This window comes from Streptomyces sp. S.PNR 29, assembly GCF_030386795.1.
Taxonomy (GTDB): Bacteria; Actinomycetota; Actinomycetes; order Streptomycetales; family Streptomycetaceae; genus Streptomyces.
On sequence record NZ_JANUQM010000018.1, the window covers coordinates 138,402 to 163,002 of the forward strand.

Annotated in this window: 22 protein-coding genes and 1 pseudogene; 13 read left to right on the forward strand and 10 right to left on the reverse strand. The window is 71.3% G+C overall.

The window, feature by feature from the left end:
- Window positions 1-52: 52 nt before the first annotated feature.
- Window positions 53-1,189: a substrate-binding domain-containing protein gene (locus NW895_RS36780; protein WP_289941239.1), complete on the forward strand. Its 1,137-nt coding sequence runs from the start codon at window positions 53-55 to the stop codon at window positions 1,187-1,189.
- A 25-nt stretch (window positions 1,190-1,214) separates the two neighbouring features.
- On the opposite strand, the gene NW895_RS36785 is transcribed toward NW895_RS36780, so the two are convergent.
- Window positions 1,215-2,315 (reverse strand): alkene reductase, encoded by a 1,101-nt coding sequence (locus NW895_RS36785; protein ID WP_289941241.1) that lies wholly within the window; start codon window positions 2,313-2,315, stop codon window positions 1,215-1,217.
- A gap of 62 nt (window positions 2,316-2,377) precedes the next feature.
- On the opposite strand from NW895_RS36785, the gene NW895_RS36790 reads away from it, so the two are divergent.
- Window positions 2,378-2,773 (forward strand): MerR family transcriptional regulator, encoded by a 396-nt coding sequence (locus tag NW895_RS36790; protein ID WP_289941242.1) that lies wholly within the window; start codon window positions 2,378-2,380, stop codon window positions 2,771-2,773.
- A gap of 6 nt (window positions 2,774-2,779) precedes the next feature.
- Here NW895_RS36790 and NW895_RS36795 read toward each other — a convergent pair whose 3' ends face one another.
- On the reverse strand, window positions 2,780-3,250 hold the full coding sequence (locus NW895_RS36795) for a GNAT family N-acetyltransferase (protein WP_289941244.1): 471 nt from the start codon (window positions 3,248-3,250) through the stop codon (window positions 2,780-2,782).
- Between the two features lie 123 nt (window positions 3,251-3,373).
- On the opposite strand from NW895_RS36795, the gene NW895_RS36800 reads away from it, so the two are divergent.
- Window positions 3,374-4,012, forward strand: coding sequence for a hypothetical protein (locus tag NW895_RS36800; protein WP_289941245.1), 639 nt, complete (start codon window positions 3,374-3,376; stop codon window positions 4,010-4,012).
- 70 nt (window positions 4,013-4,082) lie between these two features.
- On the opposite strand, the gene NW895_RS36805 is transcribed toward NW895_RS36800, so the two are convergent.
- Window positions 4,083-4,754 carry a 1,4-alpha-glucan branching protein gene (locus NW895_RS36805; RefSeq protein WP_289941246.1) on the reverse strand — a complete coding sequence of 224 codons (672 nt, stop codon included), beginning with the start codon at window positions 4,752-4,754 and terminating at the stop codon, window positions 4,083-4,085.
- Between the two features lie 173 nt (window positions 4,755-4,927).
- On the opposite strand from NW895_RS36805, the gene NW895_RS36810 reads away from it, so the two are divergent.
- Window positions 4,928-5,374, forward strand: coding sequence for a hypothetical protein (locus tag NW895_RS36810; protein ID WP_289941247.1), 447 nt, complete (start codon window positions 4,928-4,930; stop codon window positions 5,372-5,374).
- 65 nt (window positions 5,375-5,439) lie between these two features.
- On the opposite strand, the gene NW895_RS36815 is transcribed toward NW895_RS36810, so the two are convergent.
- Together NW895_RS36815 and NW895_RS36820 are read right to left on the reverse strand one after the other, a co-directional pair.
- On the reverse strand, window positions 5,440-7,014 hold the full coding sequence (locus NW895_RS36815) for a carbohydrate-binding protein (RefSeq protein ID WP_289941248.1): 1,575 nt from the start codon (window positions 7,012-7,014) through the stop codon (window positions 5,440-5,442).
- A 274-nt stretch (window positions 7,015-7,288) separates the two neighbouring features.
- Window positions 7,289-8,866, reverse strand: a complete 1,578-nt coding sequence (locus NW895_RS36820; RefSeq protein ID WP_289941320.1) for an alpha/beta hydrolase — start codon at window positions 8,864-8,866, stop codon at window positions 7,289-7,291.
- A 563-nt stretch (window positions 8,867-9,429) separates the two neighbouring features.
- Between NW895_RS36820 and NW895_RS36825 the strand changes: the two genes are divergently transcribed.
- Together NW895_RS36825 and NW895_RS36830 are read left to right on the forward strand one after the other, a co-directional pair.
- Window positions 9,430-9,942, forward strand: coding sequence for a signal peptide protein (locus NW895_RS36825; protein WP_289941249.1), 513 nt, complete (start codon window positions 9,430-9,432; stop codon window positions 9,940-9,942).
- A 166-nt stretch (window positions 9,943-10,108) separates the two neighbouring features.
- Window positions 10,109-10,342 (forward strand): hypothetical protein, encoded by a 234-nt coding sequence (locus NW895_RS36830; protein WP_289941251.1) that lies wholly within the window; start codon window positions 10,109-10,111, stop codon window positions 10,340-10,342.
- A gap of 35 nt (window positions 10,343-10,377) precedes the next feature.
- Here the strand turns inward: NW895_RS36830 and NW895_RS36835 are convergent, their stop codons facing one another.
- A complete protein-coding gene (locus tag NW895_RS36835; protein WP_289941253.1) occupies window positions 10,378-11,028 on the reverse strand; it encodes a TetR/AcrR family transcriptional regulator in 651 nt (216 codons plus the stop codon).
- 190 nt (window positions 11,029-11,218) lie between these two features.
- On the opposite strand from NW895_RS36835, the gene NW895_RS36840 reads away from it, so the two are divergent.
- Window positions 11,219-12,337: a serine hydrolase domain-containing protein gene (locus tag NW895_RS36840; protein WP_289941255.1), complete on the forward strand. Its 1,119-nt coding sequence runs from the start codon at window positions 11,219-11,221 to the stop codon at window positions 12,335-12,337.
- A gap of 75 nt (window positions 12,338-12,412) precedes the next feature.
- Here NW895_RS36840 and NW895_RS36845 read toward each other — a convergent pair whose 3' ends face one another.
- Window positions 12,413-13,642 carry a GNAT family N-acetyltransferase gene (locus NW895_RS36845; RefSeq protein ID WP_289941256.1) on the reverse strand — a complete coding sequence of 410 codons (1,230 nt, stop codon included), beginning with the start codon at window positions 13,640-13,642 and terminating at the stop codon, window positions 12,413-12,415.
- Window positions 13,643-13,800: 158 nt separating this feature from the next.
- A complete protein-coding gene (locus NW895_RS36850; protein ID WP_289941257.1) occupies window positions 13,801-15,789 on the reverse strand; it encodes a glycoside hydrolase family 97 protein in 1,989 nt (662 codons plus the stop codon).
- A gap of 266 nt (window positions 15,790-16,055) precedes the next feature.
- Here NW895_RS36850 and NW895_RS36855 point away from each other — a divergent pair, with 266 nt between their 5' ends.
- The 6 genes and pseudogenes from NW895_RS36855 to NW895_RS36880 all read left to right on the forward strand — a co-directional run bounded on the left by NW895_RS36855 (window position 16,056) and on the right by NW895_RS36880 (window position 22,687).
- Window positions 16,056-16,898 (forward strand): PP2C family protein-serine/threonine phosphatase, encoded by an 843-nt coding sequence (locus tag NW895_RS36855; protein ID WP_289941258.1) that lies wholly within the window; start codon window positions 16,056-16,058, stop codon window positions 16,896-16,898.
- A 70-nt stretch (window positions 16,899-16,968) separates the two neighbouring features.
- The gene (locus NW895_RS36860; RefSeq protein ID WP_289941259.1) at window positions 16,969-17,982 is read left to right on the forward strand and encodes an MASE1 domain-containing protein; all 1,014 of its coding nucleotides are present in this window, start codon (window positions 16,969-16,971) and stop codon (window positions 17,980-17,982) included.
- Between the two features lie 133 nt (window positions 17,983-18,115).
- Window positions 18,116-18,259, forward strand: a pseudogene (locus NW895_RS36865) (3-alpha-hydroxysteroid dehydrogenase); the annotation flags it as partial.
- 156 nt (window positions 18,260-18,415) lie between these two features.
- Window positions 18,416-20,620: an MMPL family transporter gene (locus tag NW895_RS36870; protein ID WP_289941262.1), complete on the forward strand. Its 2,205-nt coding sequence runs from the start codon at window positions 18,416-18,418 to the stop codon at window positions 20,618-20,620.
- A 112-nt stretch (window positions 20,621-20,732) separates the two neighbouring features.
- Window positions 20,733-21,998 carry a sensor histidine kinase gene (locus tag NW895_RS36875; RefSeq protein ID WP_289941264.1) on the forward strand — a complete coding sequence of 422 codons (1,266 nt, stop codon included), beginning with the start codon at window positions 20,733-20,735 and terminating at the stop codon, window positions 21,996-21,998.
- Entirely contained in the window at window positions 21,995-22,687 is a 693-nt protein-coding gene (locus NW895_RS36880) for a response regulator transcription factor (RefSeq protein ID WP_289941265.1), read from the forward strand. The genes NW895_RS36875 and NW895_RS36880 overlap by 4 nt, the downstream gene beginning before the upstream one ends.
- Here NW895_RS36880 and NW895_RS36885 read toward each other — a convergent pair.
- Entirely contained in the window at window positions 22,684-23,343 is a 660-nt protein-coding gene (locus NW895_RS36885) for a response regulator transcription factor (protein ID WP_289941266.1), read from the reverse strand. The two genes, NW895_RS36880 and NW895_RS36885, sit on opposite strands and share 4 nt — an antisense overlap.
- Window positions 23,322-24,500, reverse strand: coding sequence for a sensor histidine kinase (locus NW895_RS36890; RefSeq protein ID WP_289941267.1), 1,179 nt, complete (start codon window positions 24,498-24,500; stop codon window positions 23,322-23,324). Before NW895_RS36890 ends, NW895_RS36885 begins: the two co-directional genes overlap by 22 nt.
- Window positions 24,501-24,601 lie beyond the last annotated feature (101 nt).

Sequence of the window (24,601 nt, forward strand, 5' to 3'; positions counted from 1 at the left end):
TTTCAGTCACCCCGGTTGCTCTGCTGCACTCCCGCCCCGGAAGGCACCTGTAGTGAACGCTCATCCCCTCCGCAGGACCGCTCCCCGCCGTTTCGCCCTGGCCCTGACCGCCTCGGCGTCGGCCCTTGTGCTCGCCGCGTGCGGCGTCATCGAGGACGTCAGCGGAAGTGCCAGCTCCGCGAGCCCGCACAAGGGCAACGACATCACGGTGGGTCTCCTCCTGCCCGACCGGGACACGAGACGCTTCGAGAAGTTCGACTACCCCCTCTTCAAGAAGAGGGTCGCCTCCCTCACCGACAACAAGGGCAAGGTGCTCTACGCCAACGCAGAGGCCAGCTCCGCGAAGCAGAGCAAGCAGTTCGAGCAGATGATCGCCGACAAGGTGGACGTGCTCCTGGTGGACGCCGTGGACGCCAAGGCCATCGCGTCGGACGTCCGCAAGGCCAAGGACGCGGGCATCCCCGTCATCGCCTACGACCGGCTCGCCGAGGGCCCCATCGACGCGTACATATCCCACGACAACGAACTCGTCGGCGAGGTGCAGGGCCGCGCCCTCGTGCAGGCGCTCGGCAAGAAGGCCGCGACGAGCAAGATCGTCATGATGAACGGCTCCGTCGCCGACCCGAACACCGCGCGGTTCAAGAAGGGCGCCCTCAGCGAGCTGGAGGTCAAGGTGATCATCGCCAAGCAGTACGACACCCCGGAGTGGCTCCCCGCCACCGCCAAGGCGAACATGAAGAAGGCGATCGACGCCATCGGCCTGAACAACATCGCCGCCGTCTACTCCGCGAACGACGGCATGGCGGGCGCCGTCATCGAGGCGCTGAAGGAGGCGGGCGTCACCAAGATGCCGCCGGTGACCGGACAGGACGCCGACCTGGCGGCGGTCCAGCGGGTCATCGCCGGCGAGCAGTACATGACCGTCTACAAGTCGTTCCTGCTGGAGGCGGACAACGCCGCGGAGATGGCGGTGGCCAAGGTCCAGGGCAAGGACATCCAGTTCGACGCCCTGACCCGCGACCGGGTCGACAGCCCGACCCAGAAGAACATCCCGACCATGCTGGTGCCGGTGGTCGCCCTCACGAAGGACAACGTCAAGCAGACGGTCATCCAGGACGGCGTCTACACCGCCAAGGACATCTGCACCGCCGAGTACGCGGCGGACTGCGCGGCGATCGGTCTGTCGTAGCAGGGCCGCACGCCACCGGGCAGCGCTACGCGTTGACGGGATAGTCGGTGTAGCCGGTCTCCCCGCCCACGTACATCAGGTACTTGTTCCGGACCGGGTTGACGGGCGCGCCGGTACGGAGGCGTTCGACGAGGTCGGGGTTGGCGAGGAAGGGGCGGCCGAGGGCGATGAGGTCGGCGCCGGCGGCCAGGAGCCGTTCGGCCGCGTGCCTGCCGCCGTCGGCGGGGATCTGGCCGGCGGGCAGGACGGGGTTGGCGATGAGCGTGCCCGGCCACTGCTCGCGGATGTCCTGGTAGACGGCGGAGTCCGGGTCGGCGAAGCCGACGTGGAGGTAGGCGAGGCCACGGTCGGCCAGGGCGGAGACCAGCGCCGCGTACAGCGCTTCGGTCTCGTCGCCCTCGTCGATGCCGTTGACGGTGTTTCCGGGGGAGATGCGCAGCCCGGTCCGCTCGGGGCCGATCTCGGCGAGGACCGCGTCGACGACCTCGACGGTGAAGCGGATGCGGTTCTCCGGGGGGCCGCCGTAGGCGTCGGTGCGGCGGTTGGTGTTCGGGGCGAGGAACTGGTGGAGGAGATGGCCGTTGGCGCTGTGCACCTCGACGCCGGCGAATCCCGCCTCCAGCGCGTTGCGGGCGGCGGTCGCGAAGTCGGCGACGGTGGCGCGGATGTCGTCGGTGGTCATCTCGCGCGGGGTGACGGCCGGTTGCTTCCCGCCGGGTGTGTGGATCGGCTCGGGAAGCGGGACCGGGGACGGCGCGAGCGGCATGTGGCCGCTGGTGTCGGGGTGGCCGACCCGTCCGCCGTGCTGGATCTGCAGGAACATCGGCCGGCCCCCGGCGGCGCGCACGGCATCGGTGACCCGACGCCAGCCCGCTATGTGTGCGGTGTCGTGGATGGCGGTGATGTTCGGGTAGGTCTGGCCCACCGCGTTGGGCGTGGAGGCCTCGGCGATGATGAGGCCCGCGGAGGCCCGCTGGGCGTAGTAGGTGGCCATGAGCGCGGTCGGGACGCCGTCGGCGGTGGCGCGGTTCCGGGTCAGCGGTGCCATGACCAGACGGTTCGGAAGGTCCAGGGGGCCGAGGCGGGCAGGGGCGAAGAGGCTGGGGGCAACGCGTGTGTCGGTCATGCCCGTCACGCTAGGAGTTAACATCCATGTCAGATTCAAGCGGCAGGGATGTGAGGTGCGTCATGCGGATCGGTGAGCTGGCCCGGCGTACCGGGGTGAGCCCGCGGTCCCTGCGCTACTACGAGCAGCAGGGGCTGCTGAGCGCGGAACGCACCCCCGGCGGGCACCGCGAGTACCCCGAGGGCGCGGTCGCCCGCGTCGTCCGCATCCAGGAGCTGTACGCGGCCGGCCTGTGCAGCTCGAAGATCGCGGAGCTGCTCCCGTGCATGCGGGACTCGGATGGCGGCCCCTCCGCCGTCGCCGACGCCCGGCTGATCACCGACCTCACGGCGGAGCGGGACCGTATCGACGGCATGATCGAGGACCTGCGGCGCTCCCGGGCGGCACTGGACGAGGTGATCGCCGCGGCCACGGTTCCCCGCGACGCGTCGTCAGGAACGGTCGTGCCAGGCCCGTGAGTGACCTCAGGACGGAGCGGGGCGGAAGGGGGCGCGGCGGGCCGGCTCACGCACCATGAACACGTCCACCGGATCCTCGCTGTGGAGCGTGAACCCGTGCCGCTCGTACAGCCGCCGGGCCGCACTGCCGTGCAGTACGTTCAGCCGGACCACGATGCCGTCGCGGTCGCACTCTTCCAGCAGCCCCCGCAGCACGGCCCCGCCGATGCCGCCGCCCTGCAGATGCGGAGCCAGGTAGAAGTGCTCCAGCCAGTGGGCGTCCTCGGCCGGCCGCAGCGCCACACAGCCGGCGAACGTGCCGCCCACCTCGATCACCCAGGTGTGCGCCGGAGCGAACCCGTCCCGCAGTCGCTGCCGTACCCGCTGGTCGTCGTAACGCCCGAGCCGCTCAAGATCCGGCCGCAGTACCACGGCCCGCAACTCGGCCACCGCCTCGACGTCCGCCACCGAAGCCGGCCGGATCTCCCAGTCCCCCATGATCGCCAGGCTAGCGCCGCCGGCTTCTTCCCTGACCGCACCCAACTCGGCGCGGAGCACAACCTGTTGACGGGTTGGCATGTCATGTAAGCGGCAACATCCGGTTTTCCATGAAAGGGATCCATGAAGCTTCATCGTGCTCTGCCGGCCGCGACCGCCGTCGCCGTCGTCGGCTTGGCGACACTGCTCGCTGCTCCTGCCGCGCAGGCGACGGGGAGCGCGTCCGCGCACAGCGGCTCGGTGTCCGTGTCGCCGTCGCCGACGTACACCCGCCCGGCCTTCTGCTCCGGCATTCCCGAGGAGGACCGGGGGAAGACCGGGCTGCGCGGCCTCCCGAGCGAGATCGTCGCCGGATCCGGGTGGCACGAGTTCACCTACCGCGTCACCAACGTCTCCACGGTCAAGCTGATGGAGACCGACCTCACGCTCTACGTCGGCACCGCCGACCCGAAGATCGACGACGTGTCCGAACTCGCCGTCACGGTCGAGTGGTCGGACCCGAGGAGCGGCGCGTGGAAGCCCGTCGAGGGCGAGGGCGCGGAGTGGGACGACAACACGAACTTCGCCACCCTGGGCAGCCTTGAGCCCGGCGAGTACGCGGACGCCCGGATGCGCATCAAGATCGGCAAGGACGCCAAGGCGGGCACGGGCTACTTCTTCACGACGGGCTACTCGTACGGCGAGGACGACCAGTGCGGCTACGACGAGATCAGCCAGTTCGACTTCACCGTCCTGCCGGCGGGCAGTAGCTCCACCGGCTGACACCGCCTGGGCCGGGGCCTCCGCCTGACCGGGAACAACGGACACGTCCGGTCACGGCAGGGGCCCCGCCTCAGTGGGGCACACGCCGGCTGGTGTCCACAACGGCGAACACTCCCCGGCCTCGGGTGCCGTCCGGCAGGGTCCAGGAGCCGCTGACGTGGCCGGTCGCTCCGGGTGGGGGGAGCGGCGAGCCGTGCGGGGCGGGGTGCAGGATCCGGTGCAGGCGGAGAGCGGTGCCGTGCGGTGCCCGCAGTTCGGTGCCCTCCTGGTCGTCGACGGCAGCGGTGGTGAAGTCCGTGGGCACGGGGCCTTCACCGGCGTAGGCGCGGGTGACGTCCCGGGCGGGCAGGTCGCTGGTGTTCTGGTCCTGGGCCTGGACCCGGCCCTCGATCAGGGCCGACAACTGGGCGAGCAGGACCGGGTCGTGGAAGCCGTCGTAGGCCCAGCGCCGCCCCAGCACGCCGTGCTCCATGGTGCCGACGAGGGCGTGCTCCGCTCCGTCGAGCGGGGCGCCTCGGTAGGTGAGCGGCACCAGATAGGTGGTCGGGTGAGGGCCACAGGAGTCGTTGACCACGATGAACTCGATCCCCACCTCGCCCTGCGGGTCGTCCAGCCGGAAGCCGCCCGCCTTGGTCAACGCCGGTTCACCCACGCCGCCGCGGTACCACGGGCGGGAGGGCAGCCAGGAGGTGAGCAGCTCCAGCTTGGCCGGCTTGAGGGACGTGTGGTGGATGACAGCCATGCCGAAGGTTCTCTTCCGCTGAAGCCCATGTGCAAGGGGATGGCGAGAACCGTCTGCCGCAGCGGGTGGGGCATGCCCCCATGGGCTTCGGCCAATGGCCGAAAGATAACCTGCGACTGTCAACTTCTCGTTGATTTCCACCTGTTCACTTTCGCTACGGGGGACACCCAGGCATGTCCGCACCACCGCAGTACCAGAACCAGCCGCCCCACGGTCAGCCGCAGCCGCCGGGCGGGCCCCGGCAGCCGCAGCCCGGAGGCCTGTTGCGGGCCGTCAAGTCCGCCGTCGTCGTCATCGCCGTCTTCGGCGCCGTGGGCTACTGGGTCTGGGACTACAACACCAGCCCTACGGGCGGTAAGGCGAAGGCGGAGGCCTCGGCGTCCGCGGCGGCCGCGGAGGCCGAGACCCACGACCCGGAGGTCGGCGACTGCGTCAAGGTCGACGACCCCAAGGGCGAGCCGCTGCCCACGATCGTCGACTGCGACTCGGCCGAGGCCGAGTACAAGACCGGCGACAAGAAGTTCGGCCCGAACGAGACGTGCGGATCGCAGTACGACTACGGCATCGAGTACTCCAGCAACCGGGGCGCCGACTACACCCTGTGCTTCACCAAGGTCTGACCTCGGCCTCCCTGCCGGCCGCCGCCCACGGACCGGGCGGCGGCCGGCCCCTGTGAGACGGGCCCTTACGGCGCCACCTGGCTGCCGCCGAAGGTCACCACGAGACGGCCGTCGGCGGCGAAGGACCACTTCATCGCCCCGGTGTACGAGGAGCACCGGGACCCGTTCGAGCCGGACCAGAACTGGTTGGAGCTGTCGGCGTCGCCGATGACGCGGTCGTTGGTTCCGCTGCCGCTGCGGCACGAGGTGTTGTTCCGGAACACCGAGGTGCCGCCGTCGAAGTTGAAGTTGCGCTGGGTGTTGTCGATGCTGACGTTGTCCGACACCGTCATCGTGCCGGGGTTGCTGTTGTAGGTGAACCCGTGCTTGCCGTTCTTGTAGGCGATGCTGCGCCGGATGACGTGGTCGACCTCGATGTCCTCGCCGCCGAGCTTGTAGCCGTTGCGGTCACCGTTGCCGGCCTGGGACCCGTCGCTGAGGGTGCCGTTGTCATGGGCGAGGGAGTCCTCGATGGTCACCGGGCCGATGGCTCCCGTGTCCGACTTGGTGTAGAGGTCCCAGCCGTCGTCGATGTTGTTGTGGGCCACGGCGTAGCGGAAGACGTTCCCGGGCCCGGAGGTGAGCTTCGCGGCGAAGCCGTCGGCGTCCTCGCCGTCGGAGTCGGCGTTGTCGTGCGACTCGGCGCTCAGGATGAGGTTGTTGGACGGCCACTGGTCCTTCGGGGTGCTGGAGGCCATCCGCGACAGCTGCAGTCCGGTGTCCCGGTTGAAGCGGGTCACCGTGCGCTCGAAGATGTTGTTGCTGCCGCCGACGAAGATGCCGTTGTCCCCGGCGCGCTCCACGACGATGCCCTTGACGTGCCAGTACGACCCGTTGACGGCGAGCCCGCGGTTGGCGGAGTTCTCGCTCTGGGCCGAGAAGTTCAGTACGGGCGTCTCACCCGGGTAGGCGGCCAGCGTCTTGCGGGCGCCGGAGGTGCCGTTGTTGCCCTGGGCGATGGTGACCGTCTGCGCGTACGGGTAGGTCCCGCCGCGCATGTAGATCGTGCCGCCGGCCGCGACGCGGGTGATGGCCGAGGTGAGCGTGGTCGGGCTCGACTCCGTTCCGGCGGCGCTGTCGGTGCCGTTCGGTGCCACGTACAGGGCGTTGCCCGACGGCGGCGGGGTGGTGCCGCCCGTCTCCACCTCCAGGTGGTCGATGTTGGCCAGCCCTGCGGAGGTGGTCGGGTTGAGCCGGATGGTGTTGCTGCCCGAGCCGAGCGACACCGTGAGCGTCTTCGTCGCCCATGTGCTCCAGGCCCCGGTGCCCTCGAACGAGGCCGATGTGACGGTCGAGCCGTTCACCACGACGTCGGCGGGCCGCGCGGTGGCGGTCCCGTTGGCGAAGCGGATCCGCAGGGTCGCCGTGCCCGCGGCAGGGGCGTTCACGGTGAACTGCGCGTAGGCGCCGGTCGCGTTGGTGCCGTTGCAGAATCCGCTGCCGGAGTAGCCGGCCCAGTCGGAGTCGATGGTGCCGGTACAGACCGCCGGGGAGCTCTCGGCCTCGTAACGGACGGAGGCGGCCTGCGCCGTGGGGCCGGACAGCGCGACGAGCGCGCCGGCCAGCAGGCCGACGGACGCGATGACGGGTCTCAGCTGCATCGTTGGTCTCCTGTGACGGTGTCGGGTGCGGTGCCGATCGGTTCGCTGATATGAACGGTCCGTGCGAAAGGTCACCCGGTTCCGGGTGGAGAAAGCGCTTTCTCGGACGCTAAATCCCCGCCGCAGGAGCGTCAATAGACTCGTACTTGATTCTTATTCACCATGATGAACAAGCGGCGGATGCGACGAGCCCCCGGCTCCCCGGCAACGACGAAGCGCCGGACCATGGGGCCCGGCGCTTCGAGGGTGGTGCGGAGATGGAGTCAGTGCTGGGTCAGTGCAGGACGCCGAGGCGGTCGAGGCGGTCGCTGACGCCGTGCCGGAGCTCGCCGAGCGTCGTCCCGGACGGGGCCGTCGTGGGCGTGGAGGACGGCGGCTGGGTCTCGTCCGCGCAGGTCGTGCCACGGGCCGGGACCTTCAGGTCGACCAGATAGCCGGTGACCGCGTCCGTCGCGCAGGCGCTCCGGCCGAAGGCGGTGTGCCCCTCGGCCCTGAACGTGAGCAGACGGCCGTTGTCGAGCTCCCGGGACAGGGCCACCGCGTCCCGGTACGGGGTGTCCGGGTCGCCGGTGGTGCCGATGACCAGGATCGGCGCGGAGCCCTTCGCGCGGTAGGAGCCGTCGTAGCGGCTGACGCGTTCGCCGGGCCACTGGGCGCAGGCCGTGGCGTGCTGGTGGTCGTAGGTCGGCGGGCCGTACGCCATGGCCGGGCCGAGCAGCGGCGCCAGCCTGGCGTTGGTCGTGACCTGCCGCTTCAGCAGGGCCGGGTCGCTCGGGTAGTCCTTGTCGATGCACTCGACGACCACGTTCGGGTTCAGGAAGTCGAAGCTCGCCGGGGACGGCGGCCGCAGCAGGAAGGAGGTGTTGTCGCGCTGCTGCGCCTTGCGCAGGGCCTCGCCGAGCGAGGGCCAGATGACCTTGCCCTCGTTGATGTTGAACATCAGGCGGTAGACGAGGGTGTAGCCGTTCGCCCGGCCCCCGTTCGCGGTCGGCACCGGGTCGGCGTCCAGGTCGGCCTTGAGCTTCTCGAACGCCGCCCGCGGATCGCCGTCACCGAACCCGCAGGTGGCCTGGTCGGCCTTGCACCAGTCGAGGAAGCGGCTCATCGCGCCGTCCAGGGCCAGGTACTGGGGCCGGTCGTAGGCGTACGGCCGGTTGGCGTAGTGCTCCGGGTCGTACGCGCCGTCGAGTGCTAGGGCGCGCACACGCTCCGGGAACATGGCGGCGTAGACGGTGCCTATGTAGCTGCCGAACGAGCGCCCGTAGTAGGTGAGTTCGTCCTCACCCAGGGCCTGGCGCAGGAGGTCGATGTCGCGGGCGACGTACTGGGTGCCCACGTAGGGCAGCAGATCGCCCGCGTTGTCCGCGCAGGCCTGGTCGAAATCGGCGGCCTGGCGCACCGCCGGCTCGTAGGCGTCCGGGCCGGGGACACCCTTGGCCGCGGTGACGGCCTGCGTGTACGTCGGGTCGTCCCAGCACTGGACCTGCGAGCTGCGCCCGACACCGCGTACGTCGTATCCGAAGACGTCGAAGGAGTCGCGGAGGGCGGCCGGCAGGCCGGCGTAGTTGCCGCGGACGAAGTCCACTCCGGAGTTGCCGGGCCCTCCGGGCTGCAGGAAGAGGGTGCCCTTGCGCTTCGCCGGGTCCGCGGCCTGCTTGCGTATCACCGCCAGGGTGATCGTGCGGCCCTGCGGGTCACGGTAGTCAAGCGGCACCTCGGCGTTCGCGCACTGGAAGCCGTTCTGACAGTCGGACCAGGACAGGGACGGCACCGGGGGGTCCTGGGGGGCCGTCGGGGCCGCCTGGGCGACCACCGCCTGGGATCCCACCCCGGCGACGGCGAGGGCCGTCACCGCGGCCGAGGCGATCCTCAGACGCGTGAAGCGTCTCAGCGCCCGGGAACCGGAACGGCGCCCGAGCCGGGGCGTCAGGCGTCTGTCCCGGCCGGGCGGGACGTGATGGGGCGTAGTCACTGTGTGTTTCCCCTCGGGTCAAGTGACGCCAAGCACTCACCGATGCCGGCGAGGTTGGAGAGTTTTTCGCTCAACTGGAAGGGAAAGACTGACAAGAACGGTCTTGTGATCGTCCTTCTACCATATCTGTCCACTACCTGACGGTAGTTGGCTTGTTCGTCACCCCGTCGGTGAAGACAGAACGGCAGCGCGGGGCATCGACCGCCGCCACGCGGGGTACTGCGGAGGGCCGGGCCCGATCCCGGTGCCGGCCGCGGGCGCCTCAACGGCGTTGTCCGCCTCGGCCATTCGGCCGGAAGCCGGTCGCGGAATCCTCGGCCGTACGGCCGATCCGCAGGGTGACGGCCGCTGCCTACGATCTTTTCGCAGTCGTGGGACGCCCCTGGCCGGGAGCCTGACGGGGGAACCCGGTCCACTCAAGCGAACCCGGAGGATCAGCGAACATGCAGTCCAAGAACCGCCGTCTCAGGGTTGCTTCCCTGGCCCTCGCCGTGGCGCTCACCGGCCTGTCCACGGCGGGAACCGCCGTCGCCGCCACGCATCAGGCCGCCGGCGCGCAGTCCACGGGCGCGCGGGGGCAGGCACCCGCCCTCCCCGTCGGCTTCGTGGACCTGCCCACCAGCCCCCTCCCGTCCGACAGCAGGCAGCACGAGTTCACGGCCACCTACCGCAACACCTCGTCGGCGGACAGGACGGTCGCCCCGCAGCTCCTGGTGGAGTCGCCGGACGCCGGACCGTTCCTCAAGCAGTCGGACATCCAGGTCGAGCGGCGCACGGCGACCGGCCACTGGACCCGCACAGAGCTCGGCAGCCAGAGCGGCACCCTTTACACCGGCCTGTCGACCGCCCAGCGCACGGTGCACCCGGGCGCCACCCTCACCGAGCACTACCGGCTCACGGTCACCGACCCGGACGCCGAGGGCACGGTGCAGCCGAGGGTGGCACTGCTCGACTGAGCCGGCGCCCCGGCGTTGGGCCGGCTGGGCGGCCAGGAACGGGCCGCGACCCCATGGCACGTAGGTGCGGGCGCGGACCACGGCCCGATGAGCAGCCCGGCGGTCCATCGCTCGTTCCGGCGCGCGCCGCACCTGCGGGAACTCGCCATCGAGGAACGTGGATGCGGTGCTTGCCGGCCACGGCGGCCGCGAGGCGGCGGAGCACCCGAGCTTCGAGCCGCGTACCCGTGAACGGGCGGGGCAGATAGCGGCCCGGTCCATCGCCTGCGTCAACACCGGTCGCCGCCCGAGTGGCCCGTCCGGCAGGGCGCCCGCCGCCTCCGGCGCCCGCGCCGTCGCGGATGCGTGGGGCGTGGGCGACGGCGTTGAGACAGTGCGACTGCTGCTCGCCGTCGCGTGAGGAAGACCTGGGTCCTCACCGATCGGCCGGCTCGGTCAGATCGCGGCCTCGATGTGGGCGAGTTGGGCGGCGAGGATCTCTTCGAACGCCGCGCGGCGGTCTGCCCCGAGGGGGCGGATGTCGCGCGCGAAGTGGGCCAGGGCGGGGAAGCGTTCGGGGTCGGCGCCCAGTACCGCGACGCGGAACAGCTCCATGCCCTGCTCGTACTCTTCGGCGGTGATGGTGCTGACCCCGGCCTCGGAGGCGATCAAAGCGGCGATGAGGACCGCGAGCCGGTGGTAGCGCGCCGGGATCTCCTCCTCGGGCAGCCCCGACGCTCGCAGGGCCTGCAGCAGCTCTTCCATGACCAGCCGGGAACCGGTGCCGCTTGACGCGTAGCGTCCCCAGACCGCGGCGAGCTGGGGTTGCTGGCCGAAGGCGTCTCTCACGCGCAGGGCAAGAGTGGTGATGCGCTGCTTCCAGTCGCCCTCGGGGCGGTGGCCGTCCATGGCGGCCAGGAGGATCCGGTCGGCCACCGCGCGCAGCAGTTCGGTCTTGCTGCGGAAGTGCCGGTAGAGGCTGGAGGAATCGGTCCCGAGGGCCGCAGCGAGCTTGCGCACGCTGAACGACTCGGTGTCGCTCGTGCGCAGCAGCTCCGCCGCCGCATCCAGGATCTCCTCGGTCGACCAGCGCCTTCGGCCTGCCATCCCACTCCTCTCGCCGACCTTCAGCCTAACCTATGCACTTGGTGTTGCACGCACTGCGTGCATAATGAGGGGCGTGAGCGTGCCGAGGCTCCCGGCAGCAGGCGCGCGCCGACGTGTCACCCGTGCCCTGTTGCCCGGGCCCGGCGACCGACGTGGAGCTCACCTCGGGGAATGCGAAAGGACGCAGGTTGTGAGGAACCCACTGAATCCCGCGGAGCTGAACGCCGCCCTGGAAAACGTCCACCGTGCCGGGATACCGGGACTGTTTGCCGAGGTGCGTGACGGCGACCAGGTCTGGCGCGGCGCCGCCGGGGTCGCCGATGTCGCCACCGCTCGCCCTGTCACCGCCGACATGCGTCACCGCGTCGGCAGCGTCACCAAGACTTTCACCGCCGCCGCGGTCCTGCAGCAGGTCGAGAGCGGTCAGATCGGTCTCGACGCGCCGATCGGCCGGTACCTTCCGAAGCTGGTTCCCGGGGAGCGCGGTGACGCGATCACGGTCCGGATGCTGATCAACCACACCAGCGGCCTCGCCGAGTACCTCCCTTGTGCCTACCCCTCCCTCAGGGCGTTCCCCGTCCTCGCGGACACTGGGCCCCAGAGCCTGGACGACCACCGGTTCACGCGGTTCGCCCCCACCGAACTGATCGAGATGGGGGTCACCGCACCTGCCGTCGGCGCTCCGGGCGGTACGCCGGGGGTGTACTCCAACACCAACTACCTGCTCCTCGGCGAACTCCTGGAAAAGGTGACCGGTACCACGGCCGAGTGGTACATCACCCGGAACGTCATCGAGCGCGCCGGGCTCCGGGACACCGCATTCCCCTCCGGACCGTACGTCGACGGGCCGCATGCGCAGCTCTACGAGGCGTGGTTCGGCATGATCGACCCGCCGCGCGACTACAGCGTCTACGACATGTCATGGGTGGGGCCTTCGGCCTCGCTGATATCGACCGTCGCGGACCTCAACCGCTTCTTCCGCATGCTGCTGGCCGGGGAGATCGTCAGCCCGTCGTCGCTGGCGCAGATGCAACGCACGGTCCCGGTCGTCTCCCAGGAGGGAAGGACGATCGGCTACGGCCTCGGCCTGCACCCGATGGAGGGTCCTGGGCAGGGCGTCTTCTGGGGCCATGGCGGCACGGTCTGGGGTGGCGGAACGCTGGCCATGACCCGTGCCGACGGCAAACGGCAGTTGGCCGTCGCGGTGAACCTGCAGAGGTGGAACAGGCTCGACTCCTCCGGCAAGCCGCAGCCCCATCCCATCGACGACGCGCTTGCGGCTCTCTACCGCGTGGCGATGTACGGCTGACCGGCCGAGGATCCGGCGAGTTCGCGCAAAGGACTTGAGCCGTCGGGGGAGACGGAAGGGTCTGCGAGCGCGCGGTCAGAACCAGTGCAGGCAGTGCGGGGGGCGGTCGGCGCGGAAAAGGGCGTCAGCGAGGGTGGCCGCGCCCGGGCGGTGGGCCCGGATGTGTCCGGCGCGCACGAGCGTGCTCGGGGCGGTGCCGCCGAGGTAGACCGAGCCCAGATCGCGGATGTCCAGGGACAGGTCGGGCTCCCGGTCCGTCGGCACGCAGTCGGCCTTGCCCTCCCGGACGGTCAGCAGGTAGCGGCCGTGCTCGCCGAGGAACGGGTCCTCGACGTCGAGGACGAGCTCGCCGTCCATGAACCAGCCGCGCGCGGTCAGTGCGCGCGGGACGTCCAGCAGCCGCACCCAGAGCCAGTCCATGTCGCCGCTCACCTCGCCGGCGCGGAAGTCCGCCAACTGCCAGCGCAGCGGGTGATCGGACGGGACGTGCTGGAACACGGCCTGAGAGACCAGGTCGTGTCCGAGCACGAACCGGGCCAGGGCCGTGAAGACGGCGTCGTCGGTGGCGATGGTCTCGTCGACCGTCAGGGTGCCTGCGTCGACCGAGTAGCTGGCGTACCCGTCCGGGACGCCGTCGGTGTCCCGGTGGACGGCGACGTAACGCGGCGCCGGCGAGATCGGGGGCTGCCCCGCGCGCAAGGCCCACCAGCGGTGCGGCCGGGACAGCGCGCCGGGCTGGGCACGGCGGTACCGGTCGTAGACCTCTTCCAGGATCTCGCCGCACTCGGCCCGACGCAGCACCTCGACCGAGCCGTTGTCCGGGCCGGTCGCCGGTGCGTCGGCCGTTCCGCGCGCCCGGGGGAGGGCGAGGGCGGCCCGGTGGCGCTGCACCGTCAGGCGTGCCGTGTAGGTCGCCGGTCCGTAGCCGAACCTGCCGTAGATCGAGGCCTCGGAGGCCAGCAGCACGGAGAGGAACTCCCCGCGGGCGCGCACTTCGGCGAGCTGATGCCGCATCATCGCGCTGAGCACGCCCTGGCGCCGGTGCGAGGGCAGGACGCCGACGGCGGTCACGCCGGCGGCCGGGACGAGGGTCTCACCGGGCAGGGTGAGCTCGAAGGAGTGCGCGGCGGCGGTGCCGACGGGCCGCCCGTCCGCCGTCAGGGCCAGCAGGCAGCGCTCCGTTTCCAGCGCCGACCACCAGAGCCCGCCGCCCTCGACCGGAGTCTCCGGGAAGCGCCCGAACGCGGCATGGACTGTGTCGACGAAGACGTCGAGATCCTCGTCGGTCGTGGGACGGATCTCCATCGCTGCCGCTGCCTCCTCGGAATACCGGCACCACGACTGGTGGTGCCTGGCAACAATGCAGGCCCGCCCCGTGGCCCGGTCAAACGAATTACGGCCGGGCCCGCGGCCGCGTCGACGGCACGCCGCCGCATGGTCGCTCACACCCGGGTTGCCCGGGATCAGCTCGGCGTCAGGACGATCGCCTGGCCGCCCGCACTGGCCATGGCCACGTCCAGGACGGTGTCCGAGGTCACGGCCTGGGTGCTGACCACGACGGGGGTGCGGAAGGGGCTGCTGCCCGGTGTGCCGTCGGCGTAGACGGTCGCCGTGTACGTGGTCTCGTCGTCCAGGAAGGACAGCGGGACGGACAGCGTCCGGGCCGTCTCGTTGGTCATCGCCCCGAGGTACCAGGTGGAGCCGTTGCGGCGGGCGACCGCCACGTACTCCCCGATCGATCCGGCCAGGGTCCTGCTCTCGTCCCAGGTCGTGGGGACGGCATTGAACCAGGGCAGTCCCGGCCAGCCGGAGGTATTGGCGTACTTGGACGGCTTGTCGTACCAGAACAGGAAGTTGAGCGGCTGGTAGTACACCGCGGCCATCGCCATCTGGTGGGCGTTGGTCGTCTTGTTGCGCGACTGCCCATAGCAGATCGTGTAGTCCAGCGGGCCGCCGATGTTGCGGGCGAAGGGCAGCGTCACGTTGTGCGTGGCGGTCGGGAACTGCTCGTTGCCCCGGACACCCTCCAGGCTGATGTAGTTCGGGTACGTGCGTTCGTAGCCGAACGGCCGGACGTCGTCGTGCATGTCGATCAGCAGCTGGTACTTGGCTGCCGTCCGGGCCCAGCCGGTGATCTGGCTGGTCATCGTCTGGGTGCCGTCGTTGATGAAGCCGAGCTTGATGCCCGCTACGCCCCAGCTCTTGTAGAGGCCGAACAGCGAGTCCGCGTCGGTCAGCGCCAGCCGGTTGACGTAGAGGAAGACACCGATGCCCTTGCTGGTGGCGTACGAGATGACGGACGGCAGATCGATGGCGGCGATCGGCTTCGTCGCGTCGGGGGTGGTGAACTCGGGCCCGTACCAGCCGGCGTCGTACTCGATGTAGTCGATGCCGCGGGCCACGGCGAAGTCGACGCCCTGGAGACCGGCGGCGGTGCTGAGCTCGCAGCGGAAGACCTTGCCCGGCTTGATCCAGGAGGTGTCGGTGAGGGCGATCTCCGGGGCCAGATTGAGCACCAGCTCGGCGTTGTCGACCAGTTCGGCGTGCGTCGACCCGATCACGACCGCGCGCCACGGCGTCGCGAACGGGGTGGTGACCGTGGACGTCGTCTCCACCGGCCCGGTGCCGCGGGCGGTGTGCTCCATCAGGAAGGCGGACAGGGTGCCGGGCTGTCCCGGCACCGAACCGAGCATCAGCCGGGGGTAGTCGATCCGGGCGGACTCGCAGACGCAGGCGATGAGCCCGTCCGAGAGGTCGGCGGTCAGCGGCAGGTCGGTCAGCGGGCCCTGGTCCGTGCTCGACGTTCCGCCGACCGGGATCTTGTCGGGGGCGACCGGGATGTAGGGGTCCTCGTCACGGGCGCTGTAGACGGTGGTGTCGTCGGGGAAGACGAACGTCGTCAGCTCGTCGGCGATGGTGGCGGTGCCCTGGTCGAGCAGGACGTAACGGAGGGCGACGCCGGTCCTGTAGGCGCGGATCCGGACGCCGAAACGGATGCCGGACGCGGCGTCCCGCAGATCCCAGCACTGCTCCTGGAAGTGGTCGGTGACCTTCTTGTTGCGCCCGTACACCGGTGACCAGGTGTCGTGCACGGTCCGGCGCCGGCTCCCGGTCATCCTGACATCGTTGCCGAGGACGGTTCCGTCGCCCAGCCTGAGCCCCAGGGCCGAGGTGCCGATCACCGTCCTGCCGTCGCGCTCGGCGGACCACTGCAGCGCCCCGTTCACCAGCGACACGGTGACGGCCGTACCGCCCATGCGCGCGGTGGCGTCGGCCGTGTCCGCGTCCGTGCCCGAGGAGTCCGCCGCGCAGGCCGGCCGCGTGGTGGCCGGCCCCATCGCCACCATCCCGGCGGCGACCGCCGCCCCCTTGAGCATCCCCCGGCGGGACAGCGCCCCCGAGCGCCCGCCTCTGTCCGCGGTGGGTTCGTCCTGGTCTCGTGCAGGTCTCATCGTGGAGGACCTCTCCCTCGAGGGCCGCGCCGGTACGCGCCGCTCTGCGGCCGACAGAATTAGGTAGTAACCGTTTACCGACGGTGGGGAAGGTACGTGCCGCGGGGAAGGCGGGTCAAGGTTCCGGCACCTTGAGTTCAGTGCCGGCACGTCCCGTCCGGGCGACGAGCTCGTCATCGACGCCGAGGTCCCGGCCGCCCCCGCAGGCGTACCGTGAGAGACGTGACAAATGGCGCAAACTCCGAACGAAACCGGAGTGTGATGCCATGCCCCGCCGTCGTGCCGTCTCGTCCAGTACGCCCGAAGATCTCCTGCACAAGCTGGGGGATCTGACCGGCCGGATACTGGAGCGGATCAAGCTCCAGCAGGCCCGCGTGGAGCTCGCTGCCGCGTTGCAGCGTCAGGTCCTCGCCGCCGAGCTGCCGGTCCTGCCCGGGCTGCGGGTGGCGGGACGGTACGCGCCCGCGCGGGCCGGGCTGGACATCGGGGGCGACTGGTACGACGGCTTCCTCATGCCGGACGGCTCGGTGGGGTTCGCGATCGGGGACGTGCAGGGCCACGATGTGGAGGCCGCCGCTCTCATGGGGCAGGTGCGCACCTGCCTGCGGGCCGTCGCGACCGCCACCACGGACCCGGCGGAGGTGCTCCGGCGCACCAACGACCTGCTCGTCGCCTTGGGCTCCGGACTGTTCGTGACCTGCTCGTTCCTGCGCTTCGACCCGGTCACGAGCGAGCTCGTCGACGCCCGTGCCGGGCACGTCCCCGCCGTCTGGGCCTGGTCCGAGGGCCACTGCGAGATCGTGCTGAACGAGGGCGGTCTGCCGCTCGGCATCCAGGCCGGCCAGAGCTACCCGTCGACCCGTAGGTCGCTGACCGGCGAGGGAGCGTTCGTCCTGCTCACCGACGGCGTGGTGGAAGGCCCCGGCTACCCGATCGAGGAAGGGCTCGAACGGGTGGCGGCACTGGCCGGCAGCGCCTGTCGCGCCGAGCCGGACGAGCTGGCCGCGCACATAATCAAGGTGGCGGACTTCACCGGCCACAGAGACGACGCCGCGGTCCTGGTCCTTCGGTACGGAGGTCTCCGGGAGCAGGGGCAGGGCGAAGGGTGAGCACCATGCGCGGCCTGGACGACCCCGGTGCGGCCCGCCTCGCCCGGCATGACCGCCCGGGCAGGCCGGGATGACCGACCCGGCGCGCGCGAACCGGTTCCGGCCGTACGCCGTCCAGGGCCTGCGGCTGGCTGCCGTCCTGGCCGCCTACTACGGCAGCGCCGAGCTGGGGCTGCAGCAGCAACTGGTGCGCGGGCAGGTCACGCCGTTCTGGCCGCCCACCGGCATCGCCGTCGTCGCCCTGCTGCTGTGGGGCCTGCGCATGTGGCCGGGGATCGCTCTCGGGGCGTTCGTGGTGAACGTGATGCTCGGGCCGTCGATCCTCCCCGTGCTCGCCATCACGGTCGGCAACACGCTGGCGCCGGTCTTCGCCTGTCTCCTGCTGCGGCGGGTGGGGTTCCGTCCCGCTCTCGACCGGCTGCAGGACGCTCTGGCGCTGATCTTCCTCGGCGCCCTGGGCGGGATGCTGATCAGCGCGACGGTCGGCACGGGCGTCCTGGTGGCCTCCGGCGCACTGAGTTCCCACGACTTCTGGCCGACCTGGTCGGTGTGGTGGACGGGCGACGCGATGGGAGTCCTGGTCATCGCGCCGTTGCTGCTGGCCGTACGCACCGCCCGATGGCCACGCGGCGTACCCGTGCTCCGCTGGGCCGAGGCGGTGGCCCTGCTGGGCGGCACGGCAGTGCTCACCGCGGTGGCCACCCGCAGTACGGTCAACCTGCTCTTCGTCGTCGTCCCCTTCCTGATCTGGGCGGCCTTCCGCTTCCAGCTGGTCGGCGCCGCCCCGTGCGCGCTGATCGCCTCCGTGATCGCCATCGATGCGGGAGCCGACGGGGCGGGACCGTTCTCGGGTCACGATCTCCTCGCCCAGATGGTCATCCTGCAGGCCTTCAACGGCACCGTGGCACTGACCGCCCTGCTGCTCTCGGCGGTCGTCACCGAGCGGAACCAGACCCTGCGGGAGATCGAGGAGGTCTGCGAACGCCTGAACGAAGCGTTGTCCCGGCTCGGGCCGGACGAGGCGCCCGTCCGGTGGCCGTCGTCCTGGCCGGAGGAACGCGATCAGGGGAGCGCGGGCCAGTGACACCGTCCGGGCCGTTCCGGGCTGCGGCCCGGACCCGCCGCGGCCGATGCTGGTGGGGGGCGGGTGCGGCGCGGCCGGGTTCCGCACCCCGATGACGGCCGGCTTCGACGACTCCTACGTCAGGGGACAGCCCGTCCCCCGGTTCGGCGAGCCCGGAGAGGTCGCCCGCATGGTGCTCTTCATCATCACCGACGCCACCTTCTCGACGGGATCCGAGTGCGTCCTGGACGGTGGCATCCTGGCCGGCCCGCCCACCGGCCTGGCCTCCGCCGACTGACATCCGTACCGCGCCCGTGGTACCAGCGGCGGACCTGGAGGCCGGTTCGTACTGCGTTCTCAGTAGGGGGGATTGTCGGCAGGCGCACGACGACAGGACGGCACACATCCCGGCAGCCTGGGCGGACAGTCGGCACCAGATGTGGAGACCCCTGTCGTGGCAACTTTCCTTTACCGAGTGGGCCGCCTGGCCTTCCGGCGACGCTGGTACGTCGCCCTGGTCTGGGCGGCCGTCCTGGCCGCCGTCGGACTGGGCGCCCTGAAGGCTCCGGGAGCATCCGACGAGGGGTTCTCCATGCCGGGCATCGAGTCCCAGAAAGCCTTCGACCTGATGGAACAGCGCTTCCCCGGCGCCTCCGCCGACGGCGCCACCGCCCGGGTCGTCTTCGTCGCGCCGAGCGGTGAGAAGGTGACCGCGACCGAGCACAAGCAGGCCATCGAGGACGCCGTGGCCGAGCTGGCCGACGGATCTCAGGTCGCGAGCGCCGTCGACCCGTTCCAGGCGAAGGCGATCAGCAAGGACGGCTCGACGGCGTTCGCGACCGTCACCTACAAGGTCACGTCGAGCGACCTCACCGACGCCAGCCGACACGGCCTGGAGCAGGCCATCGACGAGGCCCGCGGCTCCGGGCTGACCGTCGAGGCCGGCGGCAGCGCGATGGACGGCGGCGGCGGGCCGGGCGGGCTCGCCGAGGTGATCGGCATCGCGGTCGCCGCGGTCGTGCTGCTGATCACCTTCGGCTCCCTGGCCGCGGCCGGGCTGCCGCTGCTGACCGCCGTCGTCGGCGTCGGCGTGAGCATGGCCACGATCCTCGCCCTGTCCGACGCGCTCGGCCTGTCCACCACCACCGGCACCCTCGCGATGATGCTGGGCCTCGCCGTCGGCATCGACTACGCCCTGTTCGTCGTCTCCCGCTACCGCGAGGAACGCGCCCGGGGCCGTACCCCGCAGGAGGCGGTCGGCCTGGCGGTCGGCACGGCCGGTTCCGCCGTCGTCTTCGCGGGCCTCACCGTCGTCATCGCCCTCGCCGGACTCACGGTGGTCGGCATCCCGATGCTCACCAAGATGGGCCTGGCCGCGGCGGGCGCGGTCGTCGTCGCCGTACTGATCGCGCTGACGCTGGTCCCGGCCTTCCTCGGTTTCTGGCCGAACGCCGTGCTGCGGCGGCGGGCCCGCAAGAGCGGCCGTGTCGAGGAGAGCACCGACAACAACGGGGGCACCCGCTGGGCGCGGTTCGTGCTGCGCCGCCCGCTGCCCGTGCTGCTCCTCGGCGTGGTGGGCCTCGGCGCCCTCGCGGTGCCGATGACCCAGCTCCAGCTGGGCATGCCCGGCGACGAGGCGAAGCCGGCCTCCACCACCGAGCGGCGGGCCTACGACGCGCTCGCCGAGGGCTTCGGGCCGGGCTTCAACGGGCCGCTCACCGTCGTCGTGGACGCCAAGGGCGACTCCGACCCGAAGGGCGCCGCGGAGACGATCACCAAGGAGATCGGCGCCACCGAGGGCGTCGTGTCCGTCTCCCCGGCCCGCTTCAACGACGCCGGTGACACCGCGGTCTTCTCGGTCGTGCCGTCCACCGCGCCGACCGACGAGAAGACCAAGGACCTGGTGAAGACCATCCGGGGCGAGCGTCCCGGCATCGAGTCGGAGACCGGGGCGTCCTTCGAGGTCACCGGCACCACCGCGCTGAACATCGACATCGCCGACAAGGTGCAGGCCGCGCTGGTCCCGTACCTCGTGGTCGTGGTCGGCCTGGCGATCGTGCTGCTGCTGGTGGTCTTCCGCTCCCTGCTCGTCCCGCTCAAGGCGGCCCTCGGCTTCCTGCTGTCGGTGCTGGCCTCCCTCGGCGCGGTCGTCGTGGTCTTCCAGCAGGGCCACGGCGCCGGGATCTTCGGCGTGGAGCAGACCGGCCCGATCATGAGCCTGATGCCGATCTTCCTGGTGGGCATCGTCTTCGGGCTCGCCATGGACTACGAGGTGTTCCTCGTCTCCCGGATGCGGGAGGCGTACGTCCACGGCGAGCGGCCCGGTCAGGCGGTCATATCCGGCTTCCGGCACAGCGCCCGCGTGGTGGTGGCCGCCGCGCTGATCATGATCGCGGTCTTCGCCGGGTTCATCGGCGAGAGCGACTCCATGATCAAGATGATCGGGTTCGGCCTGGCCACCGCCGTCCTGCTCGACGCGTTCGTCGTACGGATGGCGATCGTGCCCGCCGTGCTCGCCCTGCTCGGCGACAAGGCCTGGTGGCTGCCGAAGTGGCTGGACCGGATCCTGCCCCGCGTCGACGTGGAGGGCGAGGCGCTCAGCCGCCGGCCCGAGGCGCCGGATCCCGCTCCCGCCGACCTGGAAGTGGCGCGCACCTGATCCGGCGATCCCCCCGGCCGGGGCCGCCCGTGGCGAAGGACACGGGCGGCCCCGGCGCCCGTTCCCGCCGGGAGCGGTCACGATGGACCCAGTACACCGACCGGAGAACCCGATGAGCAAGCGACCCCGGGACAGCGCGTCGCTCGGACTCGACCGGCGCTACGCGGAGCGCATCGAGGAGTTCCAGGGCCGCCACCCCCACGCCGTCGATCTCGTGATCGTCCTGGCGCTGATGGGCTGCGCGGCCCTCGGCAGCTCGCTCACCATGCCCGGCGCCGACCCGCCCGACCACGAGAGGGCCGCCACCGCCCTCATGGGCGTGTCCTGCCTGGCCCTGCTGAAGCACCGTACCCATGTGCGGATGGCCGTCGCCGTGACCGCGGTCTGCACCGTGGCCGCGGTCGCGCTGGGCTACCTGGTGACGCCGCTGCTCCTGGCGCCCGTCATGGCGGCGCTCTACTGGCTGGCCGCCCAGAGCGACCGCACGACCACCCGCGCATACGGCCTCACGACCATGGCGGCGGTGACGCTCGCGGCCGTGTTCTCCGACAGCATGGGCCACCTCTCGATGCTGCTCAGGACGATCGGCCCGGTCTTCTGGCTGCTGATGCCCCTCGCCGCCGGCAAGATGACCCAGCTGCGTCACGCCTACCTGCAGTCGGTGCAGGCCCGCGCCGAACACGCCGAGCGCACCCGTGAGGAGGAGGCGCGGCTGCGGGTCACCGAGGAGCGCATGCGCATCGCCCGCGAGCTGCACGACGTCGTGGCCCACCACCTGGCGCTGGCCAACGCCCAGGCCGGCACCGCGGCTCACCTGGCGCGCAGCAGCCCCGCCCAGGCGCAGAAGATCCTCGACGACCTGACCGGCACCACCTCCTCGGCGCTGCGCGAACTCAAGGCCACCGTCGGCGTGCTGCGCAGGCCGAACGACCCGGACGCCGCGTCCCTGGAGCCGTCCCCCGGGCTCGGCCGTCTCCCCGAGCTGGTCTCGGCCTGCGAGTCCGCCGGACTCAAGGTCACGGTCACCACCGAAGGGGAGCCGCGGCCCCTCTCACCCGGCGTGGACCTGACCGCCTTCCGGATCGTCCAGGAGGCACTCACCAACGTCACCAAGCACGCTGCCGCGCAGACGGCACACATTCGCCTCGCGTACTCCGGGAACCGGCTGACGATCAGCGTCACCGACAACGGAAGCGCGACCGCCGCCGCCACCCCGCCCCCCGGCCCGGACCGTGGCTTCGGCCTGATGGGCATGCGGGAGCGTGCCCAGTCCGTCGGCGGCTGCCTCAGCGCCGGTCACCGCCCCGAAGGCGGCTTCGAAGTCACCACGGCTCTCCCGCTGCACTCGCACGCCCCGGAAGAGGGAACGACCCCATGACCATCCGCGTCCTGCTCGCCGACGACCAGGCCCTGCTGCGGGCCACCTTCCGGATCCTGATCGACTCCTGCGACGACCTGGCGGTGGTCGGCGAGGCCTCGGACGGCACGGAGGCGGTGGAACTGACCCGGGCCCACCACCCCGACGTCGTCCTCATGGACATCCGGATGCCGGGCACGGACGGCCTCAGCGCCACCTCCGCCATCTGCGCCGACCCGGAGCTGGCCGCCACCCGCGTCCTCATCCTGACCACGTTCGAGACCGAGGACTACGTCGCCCAGGCGCTGCGCGCCGGTGCCAGCGGCTTCCTCGGCAAGGACGTCACGGCCGACACCCTCCTGGCCGGCCTGCGCACCGTGGCCTCCGGCGAGTCCCTCCTCTCCCCCGCCGCCACCCGTTCCCTCATCACCCGCTTCCTCATGTCCCCCGCCCCCGACACCCATCTGGCGCCCCCGCAGCGCCTGTCCGAACTCACCGTCCGCGAGCGCGAGGTGATGGCCCTGGCCGCGGAGGGCAGGTCCAACGACGAGATCGCCGAGGTCCTCGTGCTCAGCCCGCTGACCGTACGGACCCACATCCACCGCGCGATGACCAAACTGGGCGCCCGCGACCGCGCCCAGCTGGTCGTCATCGCCTACCAGACGGGCCTGGTGAAGGCCGTCCCCGACGTCCCCGGACAGCACACCTAGGCGCGCAGATAGGCCAGCACCGCAAGGACGCGACGGTGGTCGTCGGGGGCCGCCGGGGGCAGCCGGAGCTTCTGGAGGATGCTCGCGATGTGCTTGGCGACGGCGGCCTCGGTGACCACGAGGCGGCGGGCGATCGCCCCGTTGGAACGGCCCTCGGCCATGAGGGCGAGAACCTCGTGTTCACGGGGGGTGAGCCGGTCCAGGGGGTCGCGGCGGCGGGCGAGCAGCTGGCGTACGACCTCCGGGTCGACGACCGTGGCGCCGGCGGCGACGCGGGTGACGGCGTCCGCGAACTCCTCGACGTCTCCGATGCGTTCCTTGAGGAGGTACCCCATGCCGGTGCTGCCGCGGCGGTCGTCCAGGAGTTCCTCGGCGAAGGTCTGCTCGACGTACTGACTGAGGACGAGGACCGCCAGTGCGGGCTGCTCGGCCTGGAGGAGGCGGGCCGTGCGCAGCCCCTCGTCCGTCTGCCCGGGCGGCATGCGGACGTCGGTGATCACCAGGTCCGGCCGGTGTTCCCGGGCGGCGGCGAGCAGGGCGGGGCCGTCGCCCACGGCGGCGAGGACCTGGTGGCCGAAGCGCCGGAGCAGATGGACGAGGCCTTCGCGCAGGAGGACGGCATCCTCCGCGATCACTATGCGGAGGGGGTGCCGCACGGTATCTCCGCTCTGAGGAGGGTGGGCCCGCCGGGCGGGCTGGACAGGAGCATTCTGCCGTCGGCGGCGGCGATCCTGTCGGCGAGTCCGGTCAGGCCCGTACCGCGAGCGGGGTCCGCGTCGCCGCCGCCGTTGTCCTCGATGTCGAGGCGGAGCACGCCGTCGTGGCAGCGGGCGGTGATGCGGCAGCGGTCCGCACCGCTGTGCCTGGCGATGTTGGTGAGGGCCTCGGCGGTCACGAAGTACGCCGTCTGCTCGACCGCGGCCGGCAGCCGGCCGGGGAGGTCGATGTCGAGGTCGGCGGGTACCGGGCAGCGCCCGGCGATGTCCCGCACGGCGGCGGGCACGCCGCGCTCGGTCAGGATCTGGGGATGGATGCCACGGATCAGTTCCCGCAGTTCGGTGAGCGCTTCCTTGGCGAGGGCGTGGGCCTCGGCGACCTGTTGCGACGCGGGGCTGCCGGGCGGCAGGTCGAGGGTGGCCAGGCCCAGTTTCACGGTGAGGGCGACGAGGCGCTGCTGGGCACCGTCGTGGAGGTCGCGCTCGATGCGGCGGCGTTCGGCCTCGAAGGCGTCGACGAGCCGGGCCCGGGAGCGTACGACCTCGCGCAGTTCGCGGTCCGGCGGGAAGAGGACCGCACGGGTCACGGCGGCGCGGACACCGGCCCACGCGCCGACGGGATAAGCGGCCACCGGCAGGAGCAGGGCGCCCGCGACGGGGCCGGCCACGCTCTGCCAGGGGGAGGCGGTGGGCTGCAGCGGCGTGAGGAGGAGGAAGCCCGGGATGCCGAGCGAGACCAGGACGAGGGCGAGGTCCATCCAGCCGACCGCCAGGACGGACACGGCGCCGTAGCCGGCGGTGCGCGGACCGCTGCGCGGTTCCGGCCGGTCACCGCGGTCGCCGCGGTCGACGAGGGCGAGGCGGCGCCGCTCCAGGGGGCCGGCGAGGGCAGCGGCGAAGACCACGACGGCGACCGCGCAGAGCACCCTGGCGAAGGTGCCGATGGGCGCGGTGAACAGTCCGCCGACAGCCAGGTAGGCACCGGCCGCGAACACCCCGCCCGACAGCAGGTGCCCCAGTGCCCGCCAGGGCCAGACGCTGCGGAGGAACCCCAACGGGCTGCGGGTCAGGGCCTCCAGAACGGTTCGAGGGGACACACGGTCGACCGTAGCGGCGCCGGCCGGCGACGGCAGTAGTGCCAGATGGAGTATCGGCTCTCGCCCTGGCGGCAATGTGCCGGACCGGGTTCCCGTCGTTG

Excerpts from the sequence above, each read along its gene's own strand:
- NW895_RS36785 (WP_289941241.1), bottom strand. The coding sequence starts at position 2,315 with ATGACCGACACACGCGTTGCCCCCAGCCTCTTCGCCCCTGCCCGCCTC.
- NW895_RS36790 (WP_289941242.1), top strand. The coding sequence starts at position 2,378 with ATGCGGATCGGTGAGCTGGCCCGGCGTACCGGGGTGAGCCCGCGGTCC.
- NW895_RS36795 (WP_289941244.1), bottom strand. The coding sequence starts at position 3,250 with ATGGGGGACTGGGAGATCCGGCCGGCTTCGGTGGCGGACGTCGAGGCG.
- NW895_RS36800 (WP_289941245.1), top strand. The coding sequence starts at position 3,374 with ATGAAGCTTCATCGTGCTCTGCCGGCCGCGACCGCCGTCGCCGTCGTC.
- NW895_RS36805 (WP_289941246.1), bottom strand. The coding sequence starts at position 4,754 with ATGGCTGTCATCCACCACACGTCCCTCAAGCCGGCCAAGCTGGAGCTG.
- NW895_RS36810 (WP_289941247.1), top strand. The coding sequence starts at position 4,928 with ATGTCCGCACCACCGCAGTACCAGAACCAGCCGCCCCACGGTCAGCCG.
- NW895_RS36815 (WP_289941248.1), bottom strand. The coding sequence starts at position 7,014 with ATGCAGCTGAGACCCGTCATCGCGTCCGTCGGCCTGCTGGCCGGCGCG.
- NW895_RS36825 (WP_289941249.1), top strand. The coding sequence starts at position 9,430 with ATGCAGTCCAAGAACCGCCGTCTCAGGGTTGCTTCCCTGGCCCTCGCC.
- NW895_RS36835 (WP_289941253.1), bottom strand. The coding sequence starts at position 11,028 with ATGGCAGGCCGAAGGCGCTGGTCGACCGAGGAGATCCTGGATGCGGCG.
- NW895_RS36845 (WP_289941256.1), bottom strand. The coding sequence starts at position 13,642 with ATGGAGATCCGTCCCACGACCGACGAGGATCTCGACGTCTTCGTCGAC.
- NW895_RS36850 (WP_289941257.1), bottom strand. The coding sequence starts at position 15,789 with ATGAGACCTGCACGAGACCAGGACGAACCCACCGCGGACAGAGGCGGG.
- NW895_RS36855 (WP_289941258.1), top strand. The coding sequence starts at position 16,056 with ATGCCCCGCCGTCGTGCCGTCTCGTCCAGTACGCCCGAAGATCTCCTG.
- NW895_RS36860 (WP_289941259.1), top strand. The coding sequence starts at position 16,969 with ATGACCGACCCGGCGCGCGCGAACCGGTTCCGGCCGTACGCCGTCCAG.
- NW895_RS36875 (WP_289941264.1), top strand. The coding sequence starts at position 20,733 with ATGAGCAAGCGACCCCGGGACAGCGCGTCGCTCGGACTCGACCGGCGC.
- NW895_RS36880 (WP_289941265.1), top strand. The coding sequence starts at position 21,995 with ATGACCATCCGCGTCCTGCTCGCCGACGACCAGGCCCTGCTGCGGGCC.